Source organism: Vibrio bathopelagicus, from assembly GCF_014879975.1.
In the GTDB taxonomy this organism is placed as follows: domain Bacteria; phylum Pseudomonadota; class Gammaproteobacteria; order Enterobacterales; family Vibrionaceae; genus Vibrio; species Vibrio bathopelagicus.
This window is the reverse complement of the sequence record NZ_CP062501.1, coordinates 1,152,561-1,177,579: the sequence shown is the minus strand read 5'-3', so window position 1 is coordinate 1,177,579 and position 25,019 is coordinate 1,152,561. Positions and strand designations below refer to the sequence as shown.

Genomic DNA, 25,019 nt, shown 5'->3' with positions numbered 1-25,019 from the left:
TACAGAATTAAGCTTGAAATATAACAAGCTAACTTTCGGAGCAAAGCATGTCAGAAGTATCGCCATCGAATGTTAAAACAGGAAACAAAGGATTTGTTTCACTAGTAGGTGCAGGTCCGGGTGACCCAGACTTACTTACGCTAAAAGCAGCACGTGTGATTCAACAAGCAGACGTTTTGGTTTATGACCGCTTAGTATCAAAAGATATCTTAGCGATGGCTAACCCAGAAGCTGAAATGCTTTACGTGGGTAAAAAGCTAGATCATCACTGTGTACCACAAGATCAGATTAACCAGTTGTTGGTTACTAAAGCGCAAGAGAACAAGCACGTAGTTCGCCTTAAAGGTGGCGACTCATTTATCTTTGGCCGTGGCGGTGAAGAGTGTGAAACGTTAGCTGAAAATGATGTGAGATTTGAAGTTATTCCTGGTATCACTGCAGCTGCAGGCGCAACGGCTTATGCGGGCATCCCGTTGACACATCGTGACCACGCACAAAGTGTTCAGTTTATTACCGGTCACCTTAAAAAAGATGGCGAAGATATTGACTGGCAATCTCTTGCTCAGCATAACCACACAATTGTTTTCTATATGGGCTTAAAAGAGAGCCCGAATATTCAAAAGAATTTACTTGATAACGGTATGCGAGCAGACATGCCTGTAGCGATCATTGAAAACGGAACTCGCCAAGAACAGAAGGTGTATCGAGGTGGGTTGAATGACTTAGCTAACCTTGCGAGCGTCGCTAAAAGCCCAGCGTTGATTGTTGTAGGCAGTGTTGCTCAACTTCATGAAAAACTCGCTTGGTTTAACTAGTAACTTGAACCGTCTGCTCGTCTAGATGAATCTTTAAACCACTACTGAGCTCATCAAGAATCAAATACTGCAGCGACTGCCTTGTCGCTGCATTTCTTGCTGGCGCATTGGCATTTCGTCAATGATATTGGTGATTTGTTTCCAATCTGTTTTACCACTCCATCGGTGCTTCTCTTTTCCATCTTTGCCAATCAAAACTGCGGTGTGTGATCCTTTAGGGATCTCGTACATGCTGGTAACTGCCTCTAAGTTAAACTCTTCTTCTAGCCAAGTCGGAACCGTGTAACCACTCTCTGCTATCACCATGATAACTACATCTCGTTCGTCCAATTGGCAGTTGTTGATTAAGACTTCATTGAGAAACGCTTTAACGACAGAGTCTTCCGTTGGCGCAAAATAGATCACGCTGCGATGAGGGAGTAAGTTGGAATGGGAATAGGCTGGGTAGGCGTGCAACGAGTTGATGGATAGGATCATAAACATAACCGCACTTGTTACTAGAGTTTTCAGTGATTTGGAGATTGCGTTGGCTAACGCTGCGCAGCAACGAGGCAACACTGAGCCATTGGTGTCGCAACCAAGATATGCTCTGATTATTTGTCGGTACTGCATGTTCCACCTTCCTTGATAAACTCACACAAGCTCTGAGTTAAGCTAATAACAACTACGTTAAGCATAGCTAATGAGTTCATTTTTATTAAAGAAAGCGGCTCGCATTTTAGGGTTGAATAGAATAGGGTATACGGAAAATCTAAAGGTATGAATTTATGGAAAACATAGCAATTTTGGTCGACGTTCAGAACGTTTACTACACGACGCGCGACAAATACCGTTCTAACTTTGACTATAACCAGTTTTGGTATGTTGCTACGGAAGGGCGTAACGTTGTCGCAGCTAATGCTTACGCAATCTCAAGCCAAGATCCAAAGCAGCGTCAATTTCACCATATCCTTCGTGGTGTTGGTTTTAATGTGAAGTTAAAGCCGTTTATTCAGCGTCGAGATGGCAGTGCAAAAGGCGACTGGGATGTGGGCATCGCGTTAGATGCGATAGAACTTGCTGAGACGGTTGATAAGATTGTTTTGGTATCTGGCGATGGCGATTTCGAAATCCTTGTCGAGCGAATCAAGGAGCGCTTTGGTAAGCCTGTTGAAGTTTATGGTGTTCCAGGGTTAACTGCTCAAAATCTTATCGATTCTGCATCAAAATTTGTACCGATTGAAAAAGATTTCTTACTTTAAGAGAAATCTCGTATTTTATAATTGAAATCAATAATAACGATAATTAGAATGCAAACTATTATTATTTATCGGTTTGTATGATGTCGCGCGTTTTAGTTGTTGATGATGATATTCAGTTATGTGAATTGTTGGGCGAAGTCTTAGAAAATGAAGGGTATCACGTTGATACCGTTCATTGTGGTGAGTCTGCGCTTGAGTTCATTCAGTCTCACCCTGTTGATTTAGTCTTACTCGATGTAATGCTACCTAACCTCAGCGGTATTCAAGTTGCTAGGCGAATCTGCCAGCGGTTTGCCACTCCAATTCTTATGCTAACCGCTCTTAACGACGATGCCTCGATGCTCGACGGATATCAAGCGGGTGCTGACCAATACATCGCCAAACCTTTTAACGTTCCAGAGCTGCTGACCCGCATTAAGGTGATCTTGCGCCGCGTTGGTTTTGAGCGTCAGAGACAGTCTTTAGCTTCATCTAACCATGGTTTGTGTGAACAGCTCTCTCGTTTACCGTTAACGGGCACTGAAAAAGATCTGCTTGATTATTTGGTCAAAAACGACGGGATTGTTGTATCTAAATCCGACCTGCAAATCCATGTGCTGAAGAAAGAACTTTGTCCCTTCGATCGTAATTTAGACATGCATATCAGTAATATACGACGAAAGCTTGTTCAGGCTGGCTTGTCTAAACAACACATCAAAACCGTTCGTGGTAAAGGCTATAGCTACCTAGAATCGGTAGGGGTATGAGTCAAAAATTGCTGCGTTGCCCTGATTTTATTGCTAGGCGTAAGGATGGCTTAACGTTCCAGTTATTCAGCTACCTGACAGTGATTCTGGTAAGCATATTGATCCTTCAAGGTGTGGCAGAAAGGACGTTGATGAAAGCATTATTGAAGGTGCCAGAATCCGTTAAAGCTGAAATGCTCGACCTTGCCTATCAAGCCAACGTGTTAATCGAAGAAGGGGACATGGATGAGTTAGCCGACTGGGGTAATGCTCAAGGCTACTATCTGTTTGTTATCGATGAAAACAATCGACCAATTACCCATCGACATATGCACCCGCACTTTGAATTCAAACTCAAGTACCTACGTACCTTAGATCATCAACTGAGCGATCGTGTCAGTAAGCCTATATTCGGTCTACCGCTGAATAATGGCAAAACGTTAGTGATTCAACTGCCGCATCAGTTTCACCCGGCTAAGTCCTTTGCACCTTATTCTTACATGTTGAAAGCGGTAATAGCTTTGATCGTGTTGTCGCTGTTCTCCATTATTATGGCGAAAAGCCTGCAACAGCCTCTGGATCGCTTAAGGGAAGCAAGCCGAAGGTTGGCACAAGGAGACTTCTCGGTGAGTGTTGTGTCTGAGCTTGATTCAACCACGCGAGAGTTCAACGAACTTGCTCACGATTTTGACCACATGACGTTTGAAATTAAGTCTCTGGCGGAAAAGCAGCGTCGTTTGATTCGTGATGTGTCCCATGAGCTTAGAACGCCACTAGCTAGGCAGAACCTCGCCTTACACCTTTTGCGCAACAAGGTGGATGATAAGAGCATTGGCTTACTTGATCGAATGGAAAGCGAAACGGAAGAGATGAATAAGTTGGTGGGGGAAATCCTTGAATTCAGCCGCCTAGAAACGTCACGTTATGACACCAAGTTAAGCTTGATGCATTTGGAGCACTATTGTTCGATGCTCATTGCGCAGATGCAAAATGACTTAAAGCCGAATCAGACCTTAGTGGGTGATTTAGAGACACCGACATCGATGGTTAACGTTGATGAGAGGTTACTTCTCAGAGTGATTGGTAATTTGGTCGGCAACGCAATTAAATATGCCGGTGAGAATGCTCATGTTGTCGTGACTACTTATGAACTGTTCACCGATAAACGTTACAGTGTCATATCTGTAGAGGATGACGGTGATGGCATTCCTGATAACAAGATTGCAGGTATATTCGACCCGTTTACTCGCATAGAGTCTGCCCGTGATAAACAGTCTGGTGGCTACGGGTTAGGCCTTGCGATTGTTAAAGAAGCGATGGGTGTGATGAATGGGCACGTTACTGCTGAGAATAGAGATGGTGGGGGGCTTAGAGTGAACCTTATGTTCCCAATCGCCGATTAGCTTCCCGTTGTTATCTGTCGAGCTCAGTACGTAACTATGGCTGAAAGCGCGCTGAGAAACATGCCTAATAAAAAACGCCACTGCAGATGCAGTGGCGTTTTTGTTTATACGCTTTTCATTATCAGCTAAGGCATAGCCATTAATTACGCCTTAACTTGATGGTAAGAGCGGCAGAGAAGCTAGATTATGCCTGTTGGCGTGCTAGCTTAACTTCTTCTTCTTTCTCGCCAGCTGCTGGGTCATTGAAGCGAGACTCATCAAGAGAACCTTCAGACTTAGCGACGATGATGGTTACGGCACTATCACCTGTGATGTTTACAGCGGTACGAATCATATCAAGAAGGCGGTCAACACCCATGATTAGAGCAATACCTTCAAGCGGTAGACCAACTTGGTTCAATACCATCGCCAGCATAACAAGACCAACACCTGGAACACCTGCAGTACCAACAGACGCCAATGTCGCTGTTAGGATAACCATCAGGTAATCACCCATAGTCAGGTCGATATTGTAAGCTTGTGCGATAAACGCAGTCGCAACACCTTGCATGATAGCTGTGCCGTCCATGTTCACCGTTGCACCTAGTGGTACTGTGAACGAAGCGACTTTGTTGTCTACGCCCATGCGGTTTTTAGCCGTTTCCATTGTTACTGGAATCGTTGCATTCGAAGAGGCAGTTGAAAACGCAAACATGATCGCATCTTCCATCTTACGTAAGAACGTAATCGGGCTTAAACCTGTGAAACCTTTAAGCATTGCACTGTAAGTAACCAGACCGTGTAACAGTAGGGTACCCGCAAGCACTAAGAAGTATTCAGCTAGGTTCCAAATTGCACCCAAGCCAAGGCCAGAGAACAGCTTCGCCATCAAGAAGAACACACCGTAAGGTGCAAGGTTCATCAGAAGAGCAACAAGCTTCATGATCACTTCGTTTAGATCAGAGAAAACTGCAGCGATACGTTCACCAGGTTTACCCGCTGCACTGATTGCGATACCAAACAACACAGCAAATACGATAACTTGCAGCGTTTTGCCCTCAGCCATTGCCTGAATAGGGTTGGTTGGGAACATGTCGATGATTACTTGGCCCAAAGAAGGGGCATCAGCTGATTTGAAAGAGCTCGCAGCAGTAAGATCCGCACCAGCTCCAGGTTGGAACAGGTTACCGATAGTGAGTGCTAGAGTGATAGCAACGGCTGTAGTACCGATATAAAGTGCAAGCGTTTTGCCACCCATACGGCCAAGAGTTGATAAATCTTTAAGAGAGCTCGTACCGCACACTAGTGAAACGAAGACTAGTGGCACAACAAGCATTTTTAAACTGGCGACAAAAATCTGTCCGCCTACTTCAAAGAGTCCATTAACGATGTAGTTGTTAACAAATCCGTTGTCTGCAAAAAGGGATTGAATGGCAAATCCCGTTAATATGCCCACGACCATACCGAGGATAACTCGACCAGTTAGAGACATAGGTTTCTTGGTATTCATTTAGAACACTCCTTATTATTTATAACTTTGATACCTTTTCAAAGTGAGCGGGAGATTAGCAGTCGGTTGATCAAATCGAAAAACAAAAAATGAGTTTGAAATTATAGATGTGATCAGAATCACTGATAATTGTGTAAATTAAACAAATCAAAACAAAATAATTCACCATTTATTTACATTTACCGAGGGTTTTATACATGAATCCGTCGTTTCAAAGGTAGTAAATAAGATAAGACAGTTTTCTTATCAATCCTCTCTTCTTAAATTGACCGAGCCAATATCGCTGTTTCAAAAGATTTGACTCAGATAACCACTTTTTGACGTGAATGGGCGTTAACTGACTGTATTGAGTTGGCTTTAATGAAGTTCAAGAAAACGACTGGTCGATAGTCCTTTACAAAACTTTACGAATGCAAAGAATGTAAATTTAATGCAAATGGTAATAATTATCACTTATATTCTCTCTCGAAATGATTCAGTGGTACCGGAAACGGTTCAACGAGCACATCGAATAAATAAAAAGTGCTCGATTAAAAGAATAAGCGGAGTAAAGGACATGTTTTCAAAGAGCCCATTGGCTTTAGTGATCGGCGCAGTATTAGCTTCACCAGCAGTATTGGCAGAAACAGTAAAAACAGACGAGCATATGGTTGTTGAAGGTCGTGACTACGGTTACAAAGCCGACACAAACACAACAGCAATGCGCATGGAGGCTACTCAATTAGAGACTCCGGGACAAGTTTCAGTAATCGATGAGCAAATCATCGATGAGCAGCGTGCAAGTACGCTAGGTGAAGTTCTTAAAAATGACGCTTCTGTTGGCGCGGGCTCTAAATCAACGAACCGTGAACGTTTTACGCTTCGTGGCTTTGACCTAGAAAGCAGCTCTGGTTACTTGCGTGACGGCGTTCAGCATTGGTCACACTACCGTCAACCAGTAGAGCTTCTTGAGCGTGTTGAAGTACTTAAAGGCCCTGCAGGTCTGCTTTACGGAAAGTCAGCACCTGGTGGTCTTGTTAACATGGTTTCTAAGAAGCCAACATACGAAACTCAAGTAAACGTAAGCCAAGATATTGGTTCTGATAGCTACACACGTACTACAGCGGATGTAAGTGGTTCATTGAATGATGACCAAACTTTACGTGCTCGTCTTATTGTTTCACAAGAAAACCAAGACTCTTACCGTACACGTTTTGATGGTACAGATGTAGAAACCGACCGTTTTGTTGGTGGTCTATTTGTTGATTACGATATTAACGAAGACATCATGTTGTCAGTTCACTACGACCGCACCATTGAAGAGGGCGATTTAGATAACGGTTCTAAAATCGATACTTCTACTGGTAAGGTTATCGACCCTAACACGGTTAATGACCAACGTTTTGCTCAAACGGACAACGACGTTGCAAACTACGGTGCATCTGTAACTGCTAACTTGAACGAAACTTGGTCTGTTAAAACAGGAATTAGCCGTCAGTTCTATGAGCGTCAACGTACAGAATCGAACAACACAGTATATAGCGACAAGAGCGGCGGTTACGGCTACAAGGTATCAGATCGTCACGATGAATGGACGTTTGATACAGCATACGTAGACTTTACTGGTGACTTTGATGCGCTAGGTGTTAATCACCGTCTGCTTGTTGGTGTGAATGGTCTACATTACGACTACGAGCGTTTATACGACTCTGGCTACACATGTGTTAACGCAACAGAAGCAGAAGCTGCCGCTGCATGTGGTAACGGTTTTGATATGCCTTCTAACGTTAGCTACAAGAACGACAATGAAGTATCTCACTCTGAAAGCCAACACTACGGTCTTTACGTTCAAGACTTAGTAACACTTACTGAACAATGGCAAGTGCTTGGTGGCGTACGTTTCGCTTACGATAAAACGACGAGCAGTTCTAATCAAGAAGAGAGCTACAACAACATTCTTCCTAAGTTTGGCGTGATTTACTCTCCGGCTTCAAACGGTTCCATTTACGCGGTTTACTCTGAAAGCTTCGAACCTGTTGGTGAAATCACAGACCAAGATGACGTGAACTTTGGTCAGTCTCAAGATGCTAAGAAAGGTACACTTTACGAGCTAGGTTCTAAATGGGAACTGTTTGATGAACGCTTGTTTGTATCAGGAGCATTGTTCCAGATTACTCAATCGAACATGCAAGTAACTGAAGATCTAGATCCAGCAACTAATAACGGCAAAGAAACACGCACAAGCCAAGTTGGCGAACAAGTTCATACCGGTGTAGAACTGTCGGCTACTGGTTACATGACTGAAGCGTTCTCATTGAGTGCATCGACAATGTTCTTGGATGCTGAATACCAAAACGATCCTGCACTTGAAGGCAAAACTCCAGCAGATGTGCCAGAGTTTACAGCCAGCATTTGGTCTACTTACTCGTTCAATAACGGTACTGATGTAAACCTAGGTGTTTACCACGTAGGTGAGCGTTACACAGAAGACGCAAACACATTCAAAAAAGACGCTTACACTCGTGTAGACATGGGTATCGCACATACAATGAAGTATGACGAAAACCTAGATTTCGTTGCACGTTTCAACGTAGAGAACTTGTTTGATACTGATTACCTTGAAGGTGGCAGCACAAGCAGTGTAGTTGTTGGCGAAGGTCGTAACTACATGGCGACTTTACAGGTAAAATACTAATTTGTTAGTAGGGTACTATTACTAGCATAAATACTAAGGGGAAAGTTTCGGCTTTCCCCTTTCGCGATTCTGCTATTTCGTAAAATATCCCTAGTAATGTGAGTGACTTTTAATGATAATGAGACTGCTTATCAATAAAATTCATTTGACCTTCTTCTTATAGTAAATGACTACAATTATGAATCTTTTAAAAACTAGCCTAGCACTTGCGATCAGTTTGGTTGCAACGTCTTCGATGGCAAACAGCTTGGATCAAGCTCAATCAATTCAAAACAAGACCAATAACGCGTCGGCTTCAAGCCAAAGGGTTATTGATAAAAGCTCACAAGCAACTTTGATGCTGCAAGCTGAGATTGAGCGTCTGCAAGAAGAAGTTAAAAACTTAGAAATCTATCACGATCACCTTGCTGCATTGGTTGAGAGCCAGAATCAAGAAGCTCAGAGCATTGAAGGGCAGATCGACGAAATCAAATATACACGTCAAGGTGTTGTGCCTCTGATGTACCAGATGATTGATGGCCTTCAGCAGTTAGTTGAGAAAGATGTGCCAATCAAGAAAGAACAGCGTCTAGAAAGAGTTGAAAAGCTTCAAGCGATGATGACTCGTGCTGACGTAAGTGATGCTGAGAAATACCGTCGTATTCTAGAGGCGTACCAAATCGAGATGGACTACGGTATTAAGCTAGGTGTCTATCAAGGTCGTGTAGCATTGACTAGTGAAAAAACGATTGAGGCTGATGTATTGCACCTAGGTCGCATCTCTTTAGTCGCTCGCAATCTAAATGGCAGCCAATATTGGTCTTGGGATCAAACAGAAGATCAATGGCAAGAGCTTGACTCTTCAATGAAGTCTGAGCTAGATAAAGCCTACGATATTGCTGGTCAACAAGCGGCTCCAAGCTTGATTACTTTACCTGTTTCTTTAACTGTTGCGGAGGTTAAGTAATGAACTTAAAGCCATTAGCAGCATTGCTTTGTATTACTTCAATTTCATTTTCTGCTTTCTCAGCTTCTGATACGACTGCTCAGCTAGTTAACAAGGCTAAATCAGAGAATCGTACTCAAGCTTCTCACAACGTAGTGCGTGAAGCTGACTTCAAAAAAACTGAACAAGAACTGAAAGCGATCAAGGCGCAGCTTGAAGCGAAACGTACTTCAATTCAGGGCGCTACAGACGTTCTTACTCAGACATTCAGTGATAACGAAAACAAACTTGCTCGTTTAGAAGAGAAGTTGCGTTTAGAAACAGGTAGCCTTGGTGAGCTATTTGGCGTCGTTCGTCAAAACGCAAAAGAATTGGGTGCAGAGCTTAGCTCAACAGTAAACAGTGTTGACCGTGCTGAGCATACTGCAACCGTTGATCAAATTATCGATGCTAAATCACTACCATCAATGCCACAGCTTTCTGGCTTGTGGATGAGCATGGTTGAGCAGATTCAAGCGAGCTCAGAGCTTAGCAAATCTCAAATTGCGTTCATTAACGGTGAAGGCAATACACAAACAGTTGACGCTTACCGTCTAGGTTCAATTGGTCTAGTGACAGACCAAGGTTACGTTAGCTGGAATACTCAGCGCGAAGATGCAATTGCGTATCTAAAACAGCCATCAAATGGTCCAACACTGGCATCGCTTTCTTCACTTGCGAATGGCGAAGTATCTAATGTTGTTGTCGATCCTTCTCGTGGATTCATGCTTGAACAACTAGCGCTGACCCCAAGCCTAGCTGATCGCCTCCAAGCGGGTGGTGTCGTTGGTAAAGTGATTCTTGGCCTGCTGGCTATTGGCCTAATCATCGCATTGGTTCGTGGTATTTCTTTAGCTATCGCTCGTCAGAAAATTCGCGCACAACTTAAGAACCCAGAGCAAGCGGGCAACAACCCTCTAGGTCGTGTTCTTGCAGTTTATAACAAAGAGCAAAACCAAACGGTTGAAGCACTAGAGCTACGCCTTTTAGAAGCGGTTGTTGATGAGCAGACTCACTTAGAGAAAGGCCTATCGATGCTTAAGCTATTGGCGGCACTCGCACCAATGCTTGGCTTGTTGGGTACCGTAACCGGCATGATCGAAACATTCCAAGTGATCACACAGTTTGGTAATGGTGACCCTAAAGTCATGGCGGGTGGTATTTCCATGGCGCTTGTAACAACGGTACTTGGCCTAGTTGCTGCAATGCCACTGCTATTGGCACATAACATTCTTAGCACTCAAGCAGAGAACATTCGTAATATTCTTGAGAAACAGGGCATTGGCCTTGTTGCTGAGCAGGCAGAAAGGACAGTTGAATCAAAAGCTATTGTTTCACCAGTTGGGACTGCTGCGTAATGGATATTTTGTCGGGTTCTCTATTACCAGCGAGTTGGTTAACGAGTGACTGGCTGCTGTCTTTATCAAGCTTTATGGAGCAGGGCGGTTTCGTCTTGTGGTGGCTAGCCGCTGTTGTCCTAGTGTATTGGGTGTTAGTGGTAGAACGCGTGCTTTATCTCGCGTTCTACTTTCCTAAGCAACGCCAAGCTTGGATTGCAAAATGGCATGAAAGAGAAGATCACTCTTCTTGGCACGCCAAAGCCATTCGTGAAGGTTGGTTAGGGCAAGCAAGTATCTTACTTAACCAAAACTTGAATTTTATTAAGCTGTTAGTCGCTATTTGTCCGATGTTGGGCTTGTTAGGTACCGTCACCGGTATGATCTCGGTGTTTGATGTCATGGCGACTCAAGGAAGCAGTGACCCTAAATTGATGGCTTCAGGTATCTCGTTGGCAACGCTGCCAACCATGGCGGGTATGGTTGCTGCACTTGCGGGAATGTTTGTTCACGCTCGCTTAGCGAAAGTGTGTAACCGCTTAGAATTGAAATTAGAAAAATCTTTAAGGAGTCAACGATGAGACTCGGTCGACGTCATTCTAAAAACGAAGAGGCTCAAATAGACCTTACTTCGATGCTTGATATTGTATTTATCATGCTTATTTTCTTTATTGTGACCAGTTCATTTGTTCGTGAATCAGGGGTTGAAGTCAATCGCCCACAAGCTTCTAACGTAGTAAGCCAAAAAGATGCGGGCATCTTTGTTGCGATTACGTCTGCGAATGACATTTTCATTGATAAACGTGTCGTTGATGTTGAACGTGTTCAAGCGACGTTAGAACATTTATTGCTAGAACAACCAGATGCTTCTTTAGTCATTCAGGCAGATGAACACGCTTACAACGGAACCGTTGTTAAAGTGATGGACGCCGCCAAAGGTGCGGGTGTTAAAAACATTGCGCTTGCTGCTGAAAAGCGATGATCTTGGAGGACCTTCATAAATGATTCGCCTATTTCTTGCTTTACCGTTAGCAGGTGCATTGGGTTTAGCTCTGTTTTCTTTCATGGCTTGGATGGTTGATAATGGTCACCAGCGGTCACCAGACAACAGTGAGACGTTAAGTTTCAACATGGTGATGGTTGAAGCTGAACAAGAAGTCCAAAGAAGACAACGTGCAGTTCCTGAACAGCCAGAAATGCCAGAGCCGCCACCAGAAGCGCAACCGTCTCAGTCACAAGCTGAAGTCACGCCTCTGAATTCGATGTCTTCACTGCCTTCATTGGATTTGAATACGTCGGTTGATGGCCTAGCGATTAACGCGCCGACATTTTCGGATTTTGGGTCGAACCAACAGGCAATGCCTTTGTATCGAGTTGAACCTCGTTACCCAGCAAAAGCGCTTAAGCGTGGCGCTGAAGGTCATGTGATTATGTCTTTTACCATCGATGAAACGGGACGCCCAATTGACATTCAAGTCACTGACGCAAACCCACGTCGTATGTTTGAACGTGAAGCGATGAGAGCACTTAAAAAATGGAAATATCAACCGAAAGTCGTCGATGGAAAAGCGATAGCTCAGGTTGGTCAAACCGTGAAACTAGAGTTTAAGTTGGCAAAATGATGAAACAGATATGGATATTAGTGGGCTTGTTGTTAATGGCCCTTACAACACAGGCACAAGAGTTAACCCAATATACTGCTATTCGTGTTCAAAAGGCGCATAAGCTTGCTCAAGATGAACAGGTTAAACAGGCGATTGACGTACTTGCAGGCTTGGAGCTTTCTAAAGGCTACGACAAAGCGTACGTAGCTCGTATGTTGGGTGTGTTTTACTGGCAAGATGGTAAAACCGATAAGGCAATTAAGCAGCTTACTTACGCCGTAGACACTAATTTGTTGGTGGATGAACAAGCTTGGGTAACGAAGCGTATGCTTGCCGATCTGTTATTAAACGATCAGCAGTTTAAAAATGCGCTTCCGCACTATTATGAGTTAGTAAAAACTGTGCCAGAAACAGAAAGGAAAGACACGCTTTGGATGCGAATTGCACAAGCTGAATACCAAATTGAAAACTGGTCGAAAGTACTAGTGGCCATTGGTCATCATGAAAAGTTCAATTCAAAACCAGAGTTGTCACCTTTATCGCTAAAGTTGGGTGCACAGTTACAGTTAAAGCAGTGGAAGCAATCTATCCCAACACTGGAAAGCCTTATTGAACTTCAACCAGAAAAAGACAACTGGTGGCGTCAACTTGTCGGTATTCAACTAAGGCTAGAACGTAACCGAGATGCATTGAACACGTTAGCGCTTGCCGATCTACAAGGTGTTGAGCTGAAAAACTCAGACCGCAGATTACTGGCTCAGCTTTATGCTAAACGAGGCATTCCAGAGCGTGCTGCACAAGAGATCGCTAAGTTAGATGATGCGAACAGCGATGTTCAACTTCTGGCGGAGCAGGCAACCTACTGGCAGTTAGCTAAAGAGTGGGATAGTGCCATTGAAGTGTGGACGCTAGCGTCTAAAAAAGACACGCAGTATCATTGGAATGTAGCTCAGTTGTTGGTTCAGCAAGGTTACTACGATCGTGCTCTGGTTGTTTTGGATAAAGTGAAAGACAAGAACAAGCAAGCCGATGTTGCTTTAGCGAAAGTACGTTCTTGGTACAAGCTAAAGAATCTTGATAACGCGCTTACTCAAGCAAAACGTGCAAACAACATTGAACCATCTTCTGAAGCAAAAGGTTGGATTAAATATCTGACTCAGCTACGAACAGTCAGTGATAACGGAAACGTCTAACGGCTGATAGCCAGAAACAGAAGAAACAAAAGAAAACAACCAAAGCAGCAAAAGGGTGTCATTTGATCGTTCAAATGACACCCTTTTTAATTTGTCTCGTAATTTTGGTGGCTAGAGTTGGTCTAGTTTTACTCATCGGATTGATCGATTACGGATCGCACATCGTCCCACTAGGCGTAGCACTTTGAATCACACCACTGGTGTCTGCGATCCAGTTAATGGTGCAGTCACGATAAGGGTTCTTAAAGGCATGCAAGGTATAACCATTATCTAATGGTTTCATCGTTTCAACCCAGGCATAGTTTCGAGATGCCCAAAAACTCACAGGGCGTGAGCGTTCGGTGAGATACCGTTCTTGTACATCGGTTATGTTTGAACCTATATACTTTTGGATATGTTCTTCCGTGCTGGCCATCTGGCTACTGCACGCTGTTGCTAGCGCAGCAAAAGCCAAAACAATAATACGCATTTCAAATCCTTTTAAGCTTAATTAGCTATCATCAAACCAGTTATTGGTTCGAATTTTAACAAACCATAGCAACCGATGAATCATCGTTGATTATGATCGTCAAAGTGAGCCAACGACCAAATAGTCCCAACTTTCATTCCTTAAAGCTACAACTTCTACCTTAAACCAACCTCAATCAAGCATGTTGATATTGAGATTTTTTTGAGGTTTGACCTTACTATCGATAACTTCAAATACAACTTATCAATTGCCTCTAGTACAAGTTAGCAAGAATATGCAAACAGTTCGATTACTTCCCATGTAATGTTATGTAAATTTCCTTACGCCGCTAGGCAAACGTAAACAATGTAAATTGAATGCCAATACGAATGATTATCAACTAAATTGACGCCATAAAATTTATAGGTATTGGTTTGTATGTCGTTAAAAAGTAGGGCGGTTCAATCATGGGCTCGTCGACTTCATGTTTATATTTCAATGGCACTTCTGTTCGTTGTTCTTTTCTTCTCAGTGACAGGCATCACCCTGAACCGACCTGAGTTATTTGAGTCAAGCCAACCCAATATCCAACGCGCTACGCTAATGCTTCCCACGAGTGTATTTACGATCCAAGACGGACGTCTAAAAGCTGACGAAACAGCCTTTGAAACGTTTCTGTTTGAAGAAGCTAACCTTTCCGGCGTTCCTTCAGGTTTGGACATCTACGCAGAGATTGAAGACGGTGAGTTGCTCATCGGTGAAGTGTCTATGGACTTCAAAGGACCAGGCTACAACGCTTCTGTGTTTGTTGACGTGACATCTGAAATGGTCGAAGTCGAAACCACGAATTACGGCGTTATCGCATTGTTGAACGACCTACACAAAGGCCGTAATAGCGGTGAGGTCTGGAAATGGTTTATCGATATTACAGCACTACTGATGGTCTTCTTTGTACTTACTGGCGTGTGCTTACTGTTACCTAAGAAAAAAACACTCAACACCTCCATTAAATGGACGGTGTTTGGGTCTGTAATCTCACTTGCTATCTATTTTGTCGCCGTACCTTAACCATTATTTGACTTGACGAATCAGTTTGATGAATCGACTTGAAGAAATAATTAATGGTTAAACGGATTTAAAAGGTTGTTAAACATGAAAAAAATGAACTGGAGCAAGGTGCTTCTTGCTTTATCTCTTTTGCCAAGCCTAGGTATGGCACAAGCGATCCCTGATACGGCAAAACTTGATGTGAACTTTAAGCTTCCAAAGATCGATACCTCTATGTACGCGCGTCCTTATGTGGCGGTATGGGTAGAGAACAGCGAACGAAAGTCAGTGAAAACCATTGAGCTTTGGGTCGGTAAAGATGAATGGCTTAAAGACTTACGTAGCTGGTGGAGAAAGGTTGGACGTTACGATCGTGAATTGGTTGATGCAGTGACGTCTGCAACGCGTCCTGCTGGCCAGTACCGCTTCGTTTGGGATGGTAAGAGCGATGATGGCCAAACTCTAGAACAGGGCGAGTACACGGTTCATATCGAAGTTGTTCGCGAACACGGTGGCCGTAATTACCTTCGTCAAAAAGTATCACTAACGGATACAAATGCTTCATATGAGCTAAAGGCAACGGAAGAGACGGGTGAAATCACTCTGAACTACATCGCTAGATAGTAAGTGCGAAATCGCAAAAGCAAACTGAACAGAATAGACAGTCGTCATCGTAGGCTCAGATTGAGCGACACGGCTAACAATTATAAATAATGGAATTGAACATGATGAAACAGACAAAAATTAAGGCACTTGCACTAGCGGGTGTTATGGCATTTGGCTTAGCAGCAACGACAACAGCGCAAGCTCACCCGCGTTGGATCCTGCCATCTCACTTCACTGTATCTAAAGAAGGTGGTGATTGGCTAACGTTCGACGTAACTGCGTCTCACGGTACGTTTGTGTTTGATAAGCCTGCTGGTAGCGAAAATGCTCATGTCATCATGCCAGACGGTCGCAGCGAGCGTCCTAACTTTGTTATTCGTGGTAAGCGCCGTTCTATCTTCGACTTCTATTTTGAAGAAGAAGGTACGCACAAAGTTGCGATTAACAATGAGCCTTCTTACTACACGCAATATAAAGCGGGCCGTCGTGACACTGTGAAATGGATCAAAGCAAACAAAGCGGAACGTGATTCGGTTCTTCCTGCAAAATCGCGTGACGTGGTAACACAAATTAGTTTCACTCGTGCAGAAAGCTACATCACAGTGGGTAAGCCATCGGATTCAGTATTTAAGATTGAAGGCAAGCTACTTGAAATGAAGCCTATTACACACCCTTCAGACATCATTGAAGGCGAACCCGTAACGTTCCAATTCTTCTACAACGGTGAAGTTCAAAAAGACGTGAAAGCGGAGATCACTCGCGAAGGTACGCTTTACCGTAACCACCAAGAGCAGATTGATGTTGTGAGTGACGAGAACGGTGAAATTACGTTCACTCCAGATGTGGCAGGTCGTTACGTAATGAAAGCGAACTACAAAGGTGAGTTGATTGACAACCCATTGGCAGACAAAGCGAGCGCGAATGTTCACCTAACGTTCGAAGCACTGCTTCAATAATCTGTGATATCAGGGTTAGCTCCCTGATTAAGCAACCAAAAAACTTAAGGGCTCATTTGAGCCCTTTACCGCTCAGTTTATTACTGAGAATTTGCACTGTGGCTAGGGTACAAACCATGACAATAAAAACAAAACTAAAATCGATAATCACTCCATGCTTGGCTTTGGGACTTGGTTTCGCTGCATTACCTGCGCAAGCACACTTTCCACTGATGAGCTGCTGGTTTGAAGGCAAAACCGTGGTCTGTGAAGCGGGTTACTCAGACGGCAGTAAAGCGATTGATTACGCGGTTGAGATGTACGACTACGAAGATAACTTGATTGCAAAAGAGATGACGGATAAGCGCTCTATCGTTGAATTTCCAAACCCCGACACTGAGTTCTATCTTGTGTTTGATTCAGGCCACGAGTTTCCTGTTGAAGTAGACGTTGTTGAGATCAGCGAAAAATGATGATTCAAGGCGTACGTGCTGATACGGGCGGCAGAGAAGGCAAATGGGTAGGGCTGATCATTGTATTCATCCTGAGCTTTGCCACGGTCGCTATCCCATTTCATCAGGCAGAATCCCACGTGAAAGCGGTACTTGACCATCAAATTTTGGTGACGGATGTAGAACAAGAAAACTTGGCGATGCTATCAGAGTTACGTTTGGCTCATGAAGAGATTCGTGACCTACGCATGGACTCAGACGGTGAATGGCCGAGCGTTGCGTCACTTAAAGATGAATGGGTTGCCCCGTTTGTAGAAGACCAGAGTTGGAAGCGCAAAGGTTCCCATGCTTGGTTATTGGATGAGCGTGGTTATTACTTTTCTACGCCAAGCGAATCCCCTGCACAAAGTGAACATGGCTTTGCCGATTCCTTTATTTTAAACGCGAACAGCGTATCTCCGGAAATATGGATTTTCTTTGGTGGCGTAGCAAGCCAACCGACTACCTTTGATGAAAATACACTGGAATCAGCAGGTTGGAAATTGGTGGTGAATGAATCAGAAGTTGCTGACCAGTATGACGCTTCTTCTCATTAATCCGAGACTCTCGAAAAACAAAATATTTACAAATAATAAGAGATTTACTATGCGAATTATGACTCTGTTCATGTCGTTATTGGCGGTGTTCATGACACCCAATGCATTGGCAAAAGAATACAAGGTCGACAGCGACAAGCTGACGATTGGTATCACGCTTCAACCTTACTACAGCTATGTGAAAGCCGTAGTAGGCGACAGAGTGAACATTCTTCCTTTAGTTGACGCTGGTTTCAACCCACATAACTACCTGCCACAACCGAACGACCTGAAACGATTGAGCCAGATGGACGCAATCGTAGTAAACGGCATTGGTCACGACGACTTCGCGCTTAAAGTGATTTCATCCGCGCAACGTGATGATTTAGTGGTGATCGAAGCAAACAAAGAAGTGCCTCTACTTCCCGCATTAGGCCAGTCTGTTGGTCAAGGTGCCGTGAACCCGCATACTTTTGTTGGCCTTTCGACCACGATTCAAAAGGTTTACACCATCGCAAGTGAAGTTTCTAAGCTCGACCCAGACAATGCTGCGTTCTATCGCAAGAACGCGCGCAAATACGCCAAGCAATTTCGTTTTATGAAGCGTGATGCGATGTTGTCATTAGGTGAGCTAGACACATCTGGCATGAAAGTAGCGACAACACACAATGCGTATGGCTACATCCTCCAAGAGTTTGGTGTAGATGTGGCGGCGGTGATTGAACCTGCACACGGTGTTGAGCCAAGTGCTAGTCAACTGCAAGAGACGATCGAAAAGATCCGCGCATCGGGTATTGATGTTCTGTTCTACGAGCTAAATATGCCAAACCGTTTTGTTGACACCATTGAAGCTGAAACAGGCGTTCAGTTGTACCGTTTTTCTCACATGACGCACGGCGAATATGAAGACGATAAAGTGGAAGTTGAGATGAAGAAAAACCTAGAAACGTTAATCGAAGCAATGAAATTTGCGGCGGCGAACCAAGTTAAAAGCGGGAACGCATAATGCTAGGTCCATCAATCTCAATTAATAAACTCGACCTGCAATACGATAACAACGTGATTCTTGATGATATCTCACTAGAACTTAAAGCGGGTGAGTGTCATGTGATTATGGGGCCAAACGGTGGAGGCAAAACTTCTTTGCTGCGATCTGTACTTGGACTTACGCCTTTCTCTGGTCAAATCAATATCCACTGGCCAGAAAAGCCCAGTATTGGTTATGTTCCCCAAAAAGCGACTTTCGAATCGAGTTTACCTTTGACGGTAATGGACTTCGTATTGCTTAATCAAACGCGAATCCCATTGTTTTGGCGCCGTAAATCTAAGCAATTGGATCTTGCTCTTGCCCAGTTAGACCGCGTTGGCATGGCGACACGCAGCGACCGCCGCATGGGTCAGTTATCGGGCGGTGAGCAGCAACGTGTACTGTTTGCCCAAGCGCTGTTGGATAACCCAAGCCTACTGGTATTGGATGAACCAACGACTGGTATGGACGAGCAGGGCGTTCGTTATCTTGAATCTCTAATTCGAGAATGTGTTGATGAAGGTCGTACGATTCTTGCCGTTCACCATGATGTAACCGCAGTACGTCGCCTTGACGCTAATGTACATGTTGTGAATCGATTCTTGGTTGATAGTGGCCCACACGAGCAAGTACTGCATCCAAGTAAAATTGAAAGCTTATTCCAGCATTACAGCAGTGGTGTAGCCATCGCTAAATCGAAGGAGGTTGCGTAATGGATTGGTTACGACAACTTGCCGTAAGTGGCGTTGAAGCGGGTTGGTTATCAGGCAGCTTCATGTATGCGTTCATGGTCAATGCTCTGGTTGCAGCGTTATTGCTTGGCCCATTGCTAGGTGGCCTTGGTACCTTGGTGATTGCAAAGCGTCTGGCTTTCTTCTCTGAAGCTGTAGGCCATGCAGCGTTAACCGGTATTGCTATCGGTGTCCTGCTTGGTGAGCCACCAGAAAACCCAATTATTGGCCTGTTCAGTTTCTGTATGATCTTCGCTCTGCTTCTTCATTTTGTAAGAAACAGAACCAACGTGCCATACGATACATTAGTTGGTGTTTTCCTTGCACTAGCATTGGCAGTGGGTGCGGCGTTACTGATGTACGTGGCACGTAAGATCAATATTCACATGCTTGAGAACGTGTTGTTTGGTTCGATTCTTACGGTAACAGACCAAGATTTAGCGATTCTTGCAGGCAGCTGCGCACTCATTATTCTGCTCTTGATACCGACGTTCAACCGTATTCTTTTGACTTGTATCAGCCCTGATATAGCCAAGGTACGTGGTTATAACACCAGTTTTTACGACTACTTGTTTGTCATGATGATTACATTAGTGACGATTGCAGCCGTGAAGATCGTGGGGGCGGTTCTGGTTGGTGCACTATTGCTGATCCCAGGTGCGACGGCTCGATTGCTGACTAAACGCATGGGTAGCTTTGTACTACTGTCTGCACTCCTGGCAACCATCGCGTGTTTGGTTGGAACGGTGTTGCCTATGGAATTAAAATTACCGGTACCATCCGGCGCTTCAATTATTATCGTTTCCGCGACGTTTTTCCTAGCGGCAACGCTATACCGAATTGTAAGAAAGGCGTAATTATGACTTCCTTAATTAATCGTATTTCAAGCTCAGTAAAAGCCACGGCTAAAGTGAGTGCAGTTAGCTGCATGCTGTTAGGTGGCTCAATGGTGTCACTCAACGTTCATGCTGAAGATATCCTAACCAGTACACCTGTGACTTATGCATTAGCAACTGAGTTAACCAAAGGCACGGATATAACAACCGAGTATCTTCCGCCAAAGCGCTACGGTATTGATCGCCTGCCAAACTGGTTTGGTACTAAGGGCGAAAACAAAGTGCTTAAGTCTGGGGAGAAGGCGACGGTTGCGTTAACGTTGTCATCTATCTGGCAGGCTGATCCTACGTTCGTATACGCACGACAAGGCAACATTCGTTTGGTTGAGGTTGATGCTGCTCAAGCGATTACCCCGCGAGCTCAAGGTGTTGCTGCGTTGACATTATCGAGTGGTGATGTGTCCAAATACGCGTGGTTAAACCCAACTAACTTAACGCGTATGGCGGCGATTGTGGCTGATGACTTTAAGTTGTTGTGGCCGACACAAGCTGAAACGATTGATAGCAACCTACAACGAGTGATGTTGGATGTTCGTGAGCTGATTAATAAGCAACAAGCAGTATTGCTCGACAATGACGTGGATTCAGTATTGCTGCTTTCAGAAAGCTTGGAAGATTTCGCGTCTGGTAGCCAACTGTTTGTTGAAGAACGCATGTTCAAAGCCGAACTGGAATGGACAGAGGAAGATAAAGCGAAGCTAAAAGCGATGTTTTCAGAAGACGATGCACTTTGGTTAGTCACAGCGAAAAAGCCAAGCAACTTGATTAAATCATTGGTACCGAATGAGCGAATTCTTGTTATTGACTCGGTAGACCGTTGGGGAAGAGCAGGGGTTAACGCAAAAGCACCATTCGCTCGCTGGGAAGTTGAGCCTTTCAAGGGCTAGGCGTAAAAAGAAAATCGGCAGTGTCATTCAGTTAGATTTTAATACGATCAAAAAAGCAGCCAATTTAGGCTGCTTTTTTCTTGTCGGTTCGTAATCCGCAAGATGACTAAAGAGCAAAACGCTTATTCAGCAGCTTTTGTTTCTTCAGCTAAGTCTACTGTACCTTCTGCTTGCTCTTGAGCGGCTTTCGCTTGCTCTTCAGCTTCCATTTTTGCGCGGTCAGCTTTAGAGATGTAGCGAGGTTTGTTGCTACCATGCAGTTTAGAATTCGCCTGTTTCTGTCGTTTCTTTAGAATTTGATTGATTTTTTTCTTACGGTTCATTGCTGCATAGCCTTGTATTTAGTTTATGCGGTGGAGGATAATCATTTTAGATCTAGAACTCAATATTTACATGGTATTCAGCAAGGAAAATATCACTATGCAGGCAGTCGAGACCGCACGTTTACGATTAAGAATGATCACACCTCAAGATGCGGCGTTTATCCAGAGATTATATAGCTCAGAAGATTTCCTGCGTTACATAGGAGACAAGGAAATCACAGATACTGACAAGGCTGTTGAATACATCGAAAACAACATTCTCAAAATGCATCAAGAGAAAGGTGTGTGCTTATTGGCGGTTGAAATTAAAGAGTCGTCAACGCCAATCGGTGTCTGTGGATTAATTAAAAGAGATACACTTGAGTCGCATGATATTGGTTATGGTTTTGTCCCTGAAGTCTATGGACAAGGTTTTGCGTTGGAAGCGGCACAAGCGATAATTGAACAAGCTAAACATAATGCTGATATCGATCATTTAGTTGCCATCACAACCTCTGATAATATTCGAAGTATCGCACTACTGACTAAGTTAGGTTTTGTGTTCGAACGAGTTGAAGAGGCGATAAATGAAAACGTCAATCTCAACCTGTACGGTTTCTCATTAGGTAATTAATCATGTTCCAACATAACAACATTCTACAAGGCGAACTAAAGACGGAGTACAAAACCGTTATTGCGATGGTGCATATTTATTGTAAAGATCACCACAGTGCGGCTCGTTTGAATAACTCGTTATGTGAAGAGTGTGAGCAACTGTTGCGTTATGCTGAAACACGGCTCGATAGGTGCCCTTATGGTGAAGCAAAACCGACCTGTAACAAGTGTCCGATTCATTGCTACAAACCCGACCCGAAAGAGCAGATGCGTTTAGTGATGCGTTATGCTGGGCCTAGAATGCTACTCAAGCATCCGATTTTAGCGATCAGACATTTGATACATGAAAAACGGAAAGTGCCTGAAAAGCCGCTGCCGAATGTGTCTAATCGTCATATCCGAATGAACAAGAAGTAACGTATTGTTTGCAGTATCAAAGCTTTAGAAACGAAAAGGTCTGACTTCTCAGACCTTTTTGTGTTTATATTCGATGCTTAAACCTTAAACCTTAAACCTTAAACCTTAAACGTAAAGGATTACGCCGCTTGAGGCTCTTCATAGGTAACCGTTAGGTTGTTGATCCAGCGTCGGCTCAAGTATCGGTGTGAACAGATGGCTAGTTTCACCACTTCTTCTACCAACATCAGACCATAGATGTATTTGAAATCCCATCCAGCGACAAATGCGCCGTAAACACACACTGGAATGCCAACCATCCACATCGCAATGAAATCCATGCGCAAGCAGAATGCATTGTCACCACCAGCACGAATTATACCGTTAATGATCACCATGTTTAGCATGCGAATTACGACAGCAAAGCACATGATCATCATTGCAGGCGCGGCGAGTGGGTATAGTTTCTCGTCTGTTAAGTTCAGCCAACTCAACACCTGCTCTTTACCTAGGAAGAGAAGAAGGCCAACAACTGCGCCAAACCCAACCACAGCTTTTATGAACGTCAGACCCATGCTCATTGCATCATCAAATTCATCACGGCCGAGTGAGTGGCCAAGTAATACTGAACAGGCGACTGAGATACCAAAGAATATCGAGTAACACAGCGACTCAAAAGGCGCGAGCATCGAAAACACGGCAAGTTCAGTTGTGCCCATGTGACCGAAGATCATTTGGTACGCCATGGTACCCATTGCCCATAACACTGCGTTCATCGTTAGGGGTAACGCAATACGACGGTAAGACAGCCACAGTGACGGACGATGTGGTGAGCTTGGGGTGGTTAACAGCCAGTGCTTACGCATACGCATGTAGCTATACATCAAGCCCACTTGAATCAATCGCGCTAAAGTTGTCGCCAATGCAGCACCCGCAACGCCCATTGCTGGAATGCCGAAAGCACCTTTAATAAGAACGAAGTTAAGCGCAATGTTAAGTGCGATGGTAACACCGCCTAACAATAGTGGAGTTACGGTGTCACCTGAAGAGCGCATACTTGCTTCTACCACGACCACAATATGAGTCAGCAGCAGAACAGGGAAGCCGTACCAAAGGTAAGTGGCACCAAGCTCAATCACGGTTTGATCGCTGGTTTGCAACATCATTAAAAACTGAGAACCAAGAGTGATGATTGCAGTGACAGGCAGCAAAACTTTTAAGCCAAACACCATTGCGATGGATGACACGGTACGAGCGCTTTTACGGTCATTCTTTCCCCAGTATTGAGCGACTAATGTTCCGTTTGCTGAGGCCAACCCTGCCATAATCATAATAGCGACGAAGTGCCATTTTGATGCAATTCCCACAGCCGCTGCTGCTTCCATACCAAAATCACTAACCATTAAGACGTCAGCAAGGGCAAGAATAGCAACCAGCGCACTTTGCAAAGCAACAGGTAAACCAAGTTTAACAATACGAGGTAAGATGCTCTCTGGCTTGTTATTCATAGATGAGTTAGGGTTGATGTTAGTTGTCATAAGCACTCCGATTTATGGCAGAACTATAGTGATTTGAGTGAAGTAACAACATGTTTAAAAAACAACAAAACCTGTGCGAATCCGTCATTGATGCAATGAAGCCTAAATCTATCTGGCAAGATGATGTTTTTCTCGCACAGCATTGCAAAGAACGTTTTTTAACCGTTGAAGATATCCCAGAAATGAAAAGCTGCGGTGTTTACATGGGTGGCATGGCGAAGTTATATGATGCGTATTGGGTTGAGCGTGAATCCGTAAACGTTCATACACTAATTTTCACTCAAGAAGGGGGCGGCATTCTAACAACCGCAACCTCGGTACAAGCTATTTCGCCATACACACTTGTGGTTTTGCCTGCGGAAACACCATTTCGCTTTGAGCTTGATCCTCAATACAACTATTGGAAAATGGCGTGGATGCTGACGCCTGATACCCCGCAATGGCAGCATATTGCGAGTTTAGGTCAGAGCATTGTGCCTTTTGGACAGTGCGAACAAATCTGGTCGTTGATGAACTTGGTTCACTTTGAAATTGGCGGCCGTGCAAGTTACAGAAAACTACTCATGAGCGAGATCATTCGAACCTTAACGGGCTTTGAGCCTAAATCGACCAGCACTACGGCACGTGTTCAGGCGCTATACAACGAAATCGAGAGCAGTCTCCATTTAGCGTGGACAGTCGCGGGGATGGCCGAGCGTGTTTTCATTAGCGAAGAGCAGTTAAATCGAGTCACAAAGTCGTTGTTTAACGTTTCTCCTCGCAGCAAATTGATTCAGCTGAGAATGGACAAAGCGACCAGTTTGTTGAAGCAGCAAGATTGGTCAGTGTCGATGATTGCTAACCGCTTAGGCTACAAAGATCCTTATAACTTTTCACATCGTTTTAAAAAGCACTTTGGTTTATCGCCGAGCCAATATCGCAAAAGCCAACGAGTTTCTAACTAGTTCGACAAGAAATGACAACCACAAACGCTGTTTCAAATGGTGTCAGTGAGTGTGATTGATTATCAAGACTGTTAGTTGGGTGTTGAATGATTTGGTGTGGTTTTTATTCGTTGTCGTAAGATCAAATTTTACAGTAATAATACTGTATTCGGTTAACTTGTGATTTAGTATCTTT

General features: G+C 44.0%; 28 protein-coding genes. 23 read left to right on the top strand and 5 right to left on the bottom strand.

All coding sequences use genetic code 11. The features are described from left to right. Positions 1-47: 47 nt before the first annotated feature. The gene (gene cobA, locus IHV80_RS21520; RefSeq protein ID WP_192890906.1) at positions 48-815 is read left to right on the top strand and encodes a uroporphyrinogen-III C-methyltransferase; all 768 of its coding nucleotides are present in this window, start codon (positions 48-50) and stop codon (positions 813-815) included. Positions 816-875: 60 nt separating this feature from the next. Here cobA and IHV80_RS21515 read toward each other — a convergent pair whose 3' ends face one another. Beyond that, positions 876-1,427 (bottom strand): DUF4174 domain-containing protein, encoded by a 552-nt coding sequence (locus IHV80_RS21515; protein WP_192890905.1) that lies wholly within the window; start codon positions 1,425-1,427, stop codon positions 876-878. Positions 1,428-1,582: 155 nt separating this feature from the next. Between IHV80_RS21515 and IHV80_RS21510 the strand changes: the two genes are divergently transcribed. The 3 genes from IHV80_RS21510 to IHV80_RS21500 all read left to right on the top strand — a co-directional run bounded on the left by IHV80_RS21510 (position 1,583) and on the right by IHV80_RS21500 (position 4,184). Then, complete coding sequence (locus tag IHV80_RS21510) at positions 1,583-2,056, top strand: LabA-like NYN domain-containing protein (protein WP_017076007.1); 474 nt, start codon at positions 1,583-1,585, stop codon at positions 2,054-2,056. Between the two features lie 80 nt (positions 2,057-2,136). Then, a complete protein-coding gene (locus tag IHV80_RS21505; protein ID WP_017104767.1) occupies positions 2,137-2,802 on the top strand; it encodes a response regulator transcription factor in 666 nt (221 codons plus the stop codon). Further along, positions 2,799-4,184: a sensor histidine kinase gene (locus IHV80_RS21500; RefSeq protein ID WP_192890904.1), complete on the top strand. Its 1,386-nt coding sequence runs from the start codon at positions 2,799-2,801 to the stop codon at positions 4,182-4,184. Before IHV80_RS21505 ends, IHV80_RS21500 begins: the two co-directional genes overlap by 4 nt. A gap of 184 nt (positions 4,185-4,368) precedes the next feature. Here the strand turns inward: IHV80_RS21500 and IHV80_RS21495 are convergent, their stop codons facing one another. Next, complete coding sequence (locus tag IHV80_RS21495; protein WP_192890903.1) at positions 4,369-5,673, bottom strand: dicarboxylate/amino acid:cation symporter; 1,305 nt, start codon at positions 5,671-5,673, stop codon at positions 4,369-4,371. A 556-nt stretch (positions 5,674-6,229) separates the two neighbouring features. Between IHV80_RS21495 and IHV80_RS21490 the strand changes: the two genes are divergently transcribed. The 7 genes from IHV80_RS21490 to IHV80_RS21460 all read left to right on the top strand — a co-directional run bounded on the left by IHV80_RS21490 (position 6,230) and on the right by IHV80_RS21460 (position 13,445). Continuing rightward, a complete protein-coding gene (locus IHV80_RS21490) occupies positions 6,230-8,347 on the top strand; it encodes a TonB-dependent siderophore receptor (RefSeq protein WP_192890902.1) in 2,118 nt (705 codons plus the stop codon). Between the two features lie 178 nt (positions 8,348-8,525). Then, a complete protein-coding gene (locus IHV80_RS21485; RefSeq protein WP_192890901.1) occupies positions 8,526-9,293 on the top strand; it encodes a DUF3450 domain-containing protein in 768 nt (255 codons plus the stop codon). Further along, on the top strand, positions 9,293-10,669 hold the full coding sequence (locus IHV80_RS21480; RefSeq protein ID WP_192890900.1) for a MotA/TolQ/ExbB proton channel family protein: 1,377 nt from the start codon (positions 9,293-9,295) through the stop codon (positions 10,667-10,669). The genes IHV80_RS21485 and IHV80_RS21480 overlap by 1 nt, the downstream gene beginning before the upstream one ends. Beyond that, positions 10,669-11,229 carry a MotA/TolQ/ExbB proton channel family protein gene (locus IHV80_RS21475; protein WP_010429842.1) on the top strand — a complete coding sequence of 187 codons (561 nt, stop codon included), beginning with the start codon at positions 10,669-10,671 and terminating at the stop codon, positions 11,227-11,229. Before IHV80_RS21480 ends, IHV80_RS21475 begins: the two co-directional genes overlap by 1 nt. Further along, positions 11,226-11,630, top strand: a complete 405-nt coding sequence (locus tag IHV80_RS21470; protein ID WP_004731145.1) for an ExbD/TolR family protein — start codon at positions 11,226-11,228, stop codon at positions 11,628-11,630. Before IHV80_RS21475 ends, IHV80_RS21470 begins: the two co-directional genes overlap by 4 nt. 19 nt (positions 11,631-11,649) lie before the next feature. Then, positions 11,650-12,270 carry an energy transducer TonB gene (locus IHV80_RS21465; RefSeq protein WP_192890899.1) on the top strand — a complete coding sequence of 207 codons (621 nt, stop codon included), beginning with the start codon at positions 11,650-11,652 and terminating at the stop codon, positions 12,268-12,270. Next, a complete protein-coding gene (locus tag IHV80_RS21460) occupies positions 12,267-13,445 on the top strand; it encodes a tetratricopeptide repeat protein (RefSeq protein WP_192890898.1) in 1,179 nt (392 codons plus the stop codon). The genes IHV80_RS21465 and IHV80_RS21460 overlap by 4 nt, the downstream gene beginning before the upstream one ends. A 148-nt stretch (positions 13,446-13,593) precedes the next feature. On the opposite strand, the gene IHV80_RS21455 is transcribed toward IHV80_RS21460, so the two are convergent. After that, positions 13,594-13,914 carry a hypothetical protein gene (locus IHV80_RS21455; RefSeq protein WP_192890897.1) on the bottom strand — a complete coding sequence of 107 codons (321 nt, stop codon included), beginning with the start codon at positions 13,912-13,914 and terminating at the stop codon, positions 13,594-13,596. A 417-nt stretch (positions 13,915-14,331) separates the two neighbouring features. On the opposite strand from IHV80_RS21455, the gene IHV80_RS21450 reads away from it, so the two are divergent. The 9 genes from IHV80_RS21450 to IHV80_RS21410 all read left to right on the top strand — a co-directional run bounded on the left by IHV80_RS21450 (position 14,332) and on the right by IHV80_RS21410 (position 21,049). Then, positions 14,332-14,961, top strand: a complete 630-nt coding sequence (locus IHV80_RS21450) for a PepSY-associated TM helix domain-containing protein (RefSeq protein ID WP_192890896.1) — start codon at positions 14,332-14,334, stop codon at positions 14,959-14,961. Between the two features lie 84 nt (positions 14,962-15,045). Further along, a complete protein-coding gene (locus IHV80_RS21445) occupies positions 15,046-15,564 on the top strand; it encodes a DUF2271 domain-containing protein (protein ID WP_192890895.1) in 519 nt (172 codons plus the stop codon). A 101-nt stretch (positions 15,565-15,665) separates the two neighbouring features. Beyond that, positions 15,666-16,502 carry a DUF4198 domain-containing protein gene (locus tag IHV80_RS21440; protein ID WP_192890894.1) on the top strand — a complete coding sequence of 279 codons (837 nt, stop codon included), beginning with the start codon at positions 15,666-15,668 and terminating at the stop codon, positions 16,500-16,502. A 116-nt stretch (positions 16,503-16,618) separates the two neighbouring features. Then, positions 16,619-16,954 (top strand): hypothetical protein, encoded by a 336-nt coding sequence (locus IHV80_RS21435; RefSeq protein WP_192890893.1) that lies wholly within the window; start codon positions 16,619-16,621, stop codon positions 16,952-16,954. Next, the gene (locus IHV80_RS21430; RefSeq protein WP_192890892.1) at positions 16,951-17,529 is read left to right on the top strand and encodes a DUF6162 family protein; all 579 of its coding nucleotides are present in this window, start codon (positions 16,951-16,953) and stop codon (positions 17,527-17,529) included. Before IHV80_RS21435 ends, IHV80_RS21430 begins: the two co-directional genes overlap by 4 nt. Before the next feature lie 49 nt (positions 17,530-17,578). Beyond that, positions 17,579-18,514, top strand: coding sequence for a metal ABC transporter solute-binding protein, Zn/Mn family (locus IHV80_RS21425; protein WP_192890891.1), 936 nt, complete (start codon positions 17,579-17,581; stop codon positions 18,512-18,514). Next, positions 18,514-19,248, top strand: coding sequence for a metal ABC transporter ATP-binding protein (locus IHV80_RS21420; RefSeq protein ID WP_192890890.1), 735 nt, complete (start codon positions 18,514-18,516; stop codon positions 19,246-19,248). The genes IHV80_RS21425 and IHV80_RS21420 overlap by 1 nt, the downstream gene beginning before the upstream one ends. Further along, positions 19,248-20,123 (top strand): metal ABC transporter permease, encoded by an 876-nt coding sequence (locus IHV80_RS21415; RefSeq protein WP_192890889.1) that lies wholly within the window; start codon positions 19,248-19,250, stop codon positions 20,121-20,123. The genes IHV80_RS21420 and IHV80_RS21415 overlap by 1 nt, the downstream gene beginning before the upstream one ends. A gap of 2 nt (positions 20,124-20,125) precedes the next feature. Then, positions 20,126-21,049: an ABC transporter substrate-binding protein gene (locus IHV80_RS21410; RefSeq protein ID WP_192890888.1), complete on the top strand. Its 924-nt coding sequence runs from the start codon at positions 20,126-20,128 to the stop codon at positions 21,047-21,049. Between the two features lie 122 nt (positions 21,050-21,171). On the opposite strand, the gene IHV80_RS21405 is transcribed toward IHV80_RS21410, so the two are convergent. Beyond that, positions 21,172-21,372, bottom strand: coding sequence for a DUF2986 domain-containing protein (locus tag IHV80_RS21405; protein ID WP_192890887.1), 201 nt, complete (start codon positions 21,370-21,372; stop codon positions 21,172-21,174). A gap of 97 nt (positions 21,373-21,469) precedes the next feature. Between IHV80_RS21405 and IHV80_RS21400 the strand changes: the two genes are divergently transcribed. Together IHV80_RS21400 and IHV80_RS21395 are read left to right on the top strand one after the other, a co-directional pair. After that, complete coding sequence (locus IHV80_RS21400; protein ID WP_192890886.1) at positions 21,470-21,985, top strand: GNAT family N-acetyltransferase; 516 nt, start codon at positions 21,470-21,472, stop codon at positions 21,983-21,985. Between the two features lie 2 nt (positions 21,986-21,987). Beyond that, on the top strand, positions 21,988-22,383 hold the full coding sequence (locus IHV80_RS21395; RefSeq protein ID WP_192890885.1) for a nitrous oxide-stimulated promoter family protein: 396 nt from the start codon (positions 21,988-21,990) through the stop codon (positions 22,381-22,383). A gap of 119 nt (positions 22,384-22,502) precedes the next feature. Here the strand turns inward: IHV80_RS21395 and IHV80_RS21390 are convergent, their stop codons facing one another. Next, positions 22,503-23,900, bottom strand: coding sequence for an MATE family efflux transporter (locus IHV80_RS21390; protein WP_192890884.1), 1,398 nt, complete (start codon positions 23,898-23,900; stop codon positions 22,503-22,505). A gap of 50 nt (positions 23,901-23,950) precedes the next feature. Between IHV80_RS21390 and IHV80_RS21385 the strand changes: the two genes are divergently transcribed. Next, positions 23,951-24,844 (top strand): helix-turn-helix transcriptional regulator, encoded by an 894-nt coding sequence (locus IHV80_RS21385; RefSeq protein WP_192890883.1) that lies wholly within the window; start codon positions 23,951-23,953, stop codon positions 24,842-24,844. The last annotated feature ends 175 nt before the right edge of the window (positions 24,845-25,019 follow it).

Excerpts from the sequence above, each read along its gene's own strand:
- IHV80_RS21470 (WP_004731145.1), top strand. The coding sequence starts at position 11,226 with ATGAGACTCGGTCGACGTCATTCTAAAAACGAAGAGGCTCAAATAGAC.
- IHV80_RS21490 (WP_192890902.1), top strand. The coding sequence starts at position 6,230 with ATGTTTTCAAAGAGCCCATTGGCTTTAGTGATCGGCGCAGTATTAGCT.
- IHV80_RS21425 (WP_192890891.1), top strand. The coding sequence starts at position 17,579 with ATGCGAATTATGACTCTGTTCATGTCGTTATTGGCGGTGTTCATGACA.
- IHV80_RS21475 (WP_010429842.1), top strand. The coding sequence starts at position 10,669 with ATGGATATTTTGTCGGGTTCTCTATTACCAGCGAGTTGGTTAACGAGT.
- IHV80_RS21505 (WP_017104767.1), top strand. The coding sequence starts at position 2,137 with ATGTCGCGCGTTTTAGTTGTTGATGATGATATTCAGTTATGTGAATTG.
- IHV80_RS21500 (WP_192890904.1), top strand. The coding sequence starts at position 2,799 with ATGAGTCAAAAATTGCTGCGTTGCCCTGATTTTATTGCTAGGCGTAAG.
- IHV80_RS21390 (WP_192890884.1), bottom strand. The coding sequence starts at position 23,900 with ATGACAACTAACATCAACCCTAACTCATCTATGAATAACAAGCCAGAG.
- IHV80_RS21480 (WP_192890900.1), top strand. The coding sequence starts at position 9,293 with ATGAACTTAAAGCCATTAGCAGCATTGCTTTGTATTACTTCAATTTCA.
- IHV80_RS21460 (WP_192890898.1), top strand. The coding sequence starts at position 12,267 with ATGATGAAACAGATATGGATATTAGTGGGCTTGTTGTTAATGGCCCTT.
- IHV80_RS21410 (WP_192890888.1), top strand. The coding sequence starts at position 20,126 with ATGACTTCCTTAATTAATCGTATTTCAAGCTCAGTAAAAGCCACGGCT.
- IHV80_RS21440 (WP_192890894.1), top strand. The coding sequence starts at position 15,666 with ATGATGAAACAGACAAAAATTAAGGCACTTGCACTAGCGGGTGTTATG.
- cobA (WP_192890906.1), top strand. The coding sequence starts at position 48 with ATGTCAGAAGTATCGCCATCGAATGTTAAAACAGGAAACAAAGGATTT.
- IHV80_RS21435 (WP_192890893.1), top strand. The coding sequence starts at position 16,619 with ATGACAATAAAAACAAAACTAAAATCGATAATCACTCCATGCTTGGCT.
- IHV80_RS21495 (WP_192890903.1), bottom strand. The coding sequence starts at position 5,673 with ATGAATACCAAGAAACCTATGTCTCTAACTGGTCGAGTTATCCTCGGT.
- IHV80_RS21450 (WP_192890896.1), top strand. The coding sequence starts at position 14,332 with ATGTCGTTAAAAAGTAGGGCGGTTCAATCATGGGCTCGTCGACTTCAT.
- IHV80_RS21445 (WP_192890895.1), top strand. The coding sequence starts at position 15,046 with ATGAAAAAAATGAACTGGAGCAAGGTGCTTCTTGCTTTATCTCTTTTG.
- IHV80_RS21455 (WP_192890897.1), bottom strand. The coding sequence starts at position 13,914 with ATGCGTATTATTGTTTTGGCTTTTGCTGCGCTAGCAACAGCGTGCAGT.
- IHV80_RS21420 (WP_192890890.1), top strand. The coding sequence starts at position 18,514 with ATGCTAGGTCCATCAATCTCAATTAATAAACTCGACCTGCAATACGAT.
- IHV80_RS21515 (WP_192890905.1), bottom strand. The coding sequence starts at position 1,427 with ATGCAGTACCGACAAATAATCAGAGCATATCTTGGTTGCGACACCAAT.
- IHV80_RS21485 (WP_192890901.1), top strand. The coding sequence starts at position 8,526 with ATGAATCTTTTAAAAACTAGCCTAGCACTTGCGATCAGTTTGGTTGCA.
- IHV80_RS21400 (WP_192890886.1), top strand. The coding sequence starts at position 21,470 with ATGCAGGCAGTCGAGACCGCACGTTTACGATTAAGAATGATCACACCT.
- IHV80_RS21395 (WP_192890885.1), top strand. The coding sequence starts at position 21,988 with ATGTTCCAACATAACAACATTCTACAAGGCGAACTAAAGACGGAGTAC.
- IHV80_RS21465 (WP_192890899.1), top strand. The coding sequence starts at position 11,650 with ATGATTCGCCTATTTCTTGCTTTACCGTTAGCAGGTGCATTGGGTTTA.
- IHV80_RS21510 (WP_017076007.1), top strand. The coding sequence starts at position 1,583 with ATGGAAAACATAGCAATTTTGGTCGACGTTCAGAACGTTTACTACACG.
- IHV80_RS21415 (WP_192890889.1), top strand. The coding sequence starts at position 19,248 with ATGGATTGGTTACGACAACTTGCCGTAAGTGGCGTTGAAGCGGGTTGG.
- IHV80_RS21405 (WP_192890887.1), bottom strand. The coding sequence starts at position 21,372 with ATGAACCGTAAGAAAAAAATCAATCAAATTCTAAAGAAACGACAGAAA.
- IHV80_RS21430 (WP_192890892.1), top strand. The coding sequence starts at position 16,951 with ATGATGATTCAAGGCGTACGTGCTGATACGGGCGGCAGAGAAGGCAAA.
- IHV80_RS21385 (WP_192890883.1), top strand. The coding sequence starts at position 23,951 with ATGTTTAAAAAACAACAAAACCTGTGCGAATCCGTCATTGATGCAATG.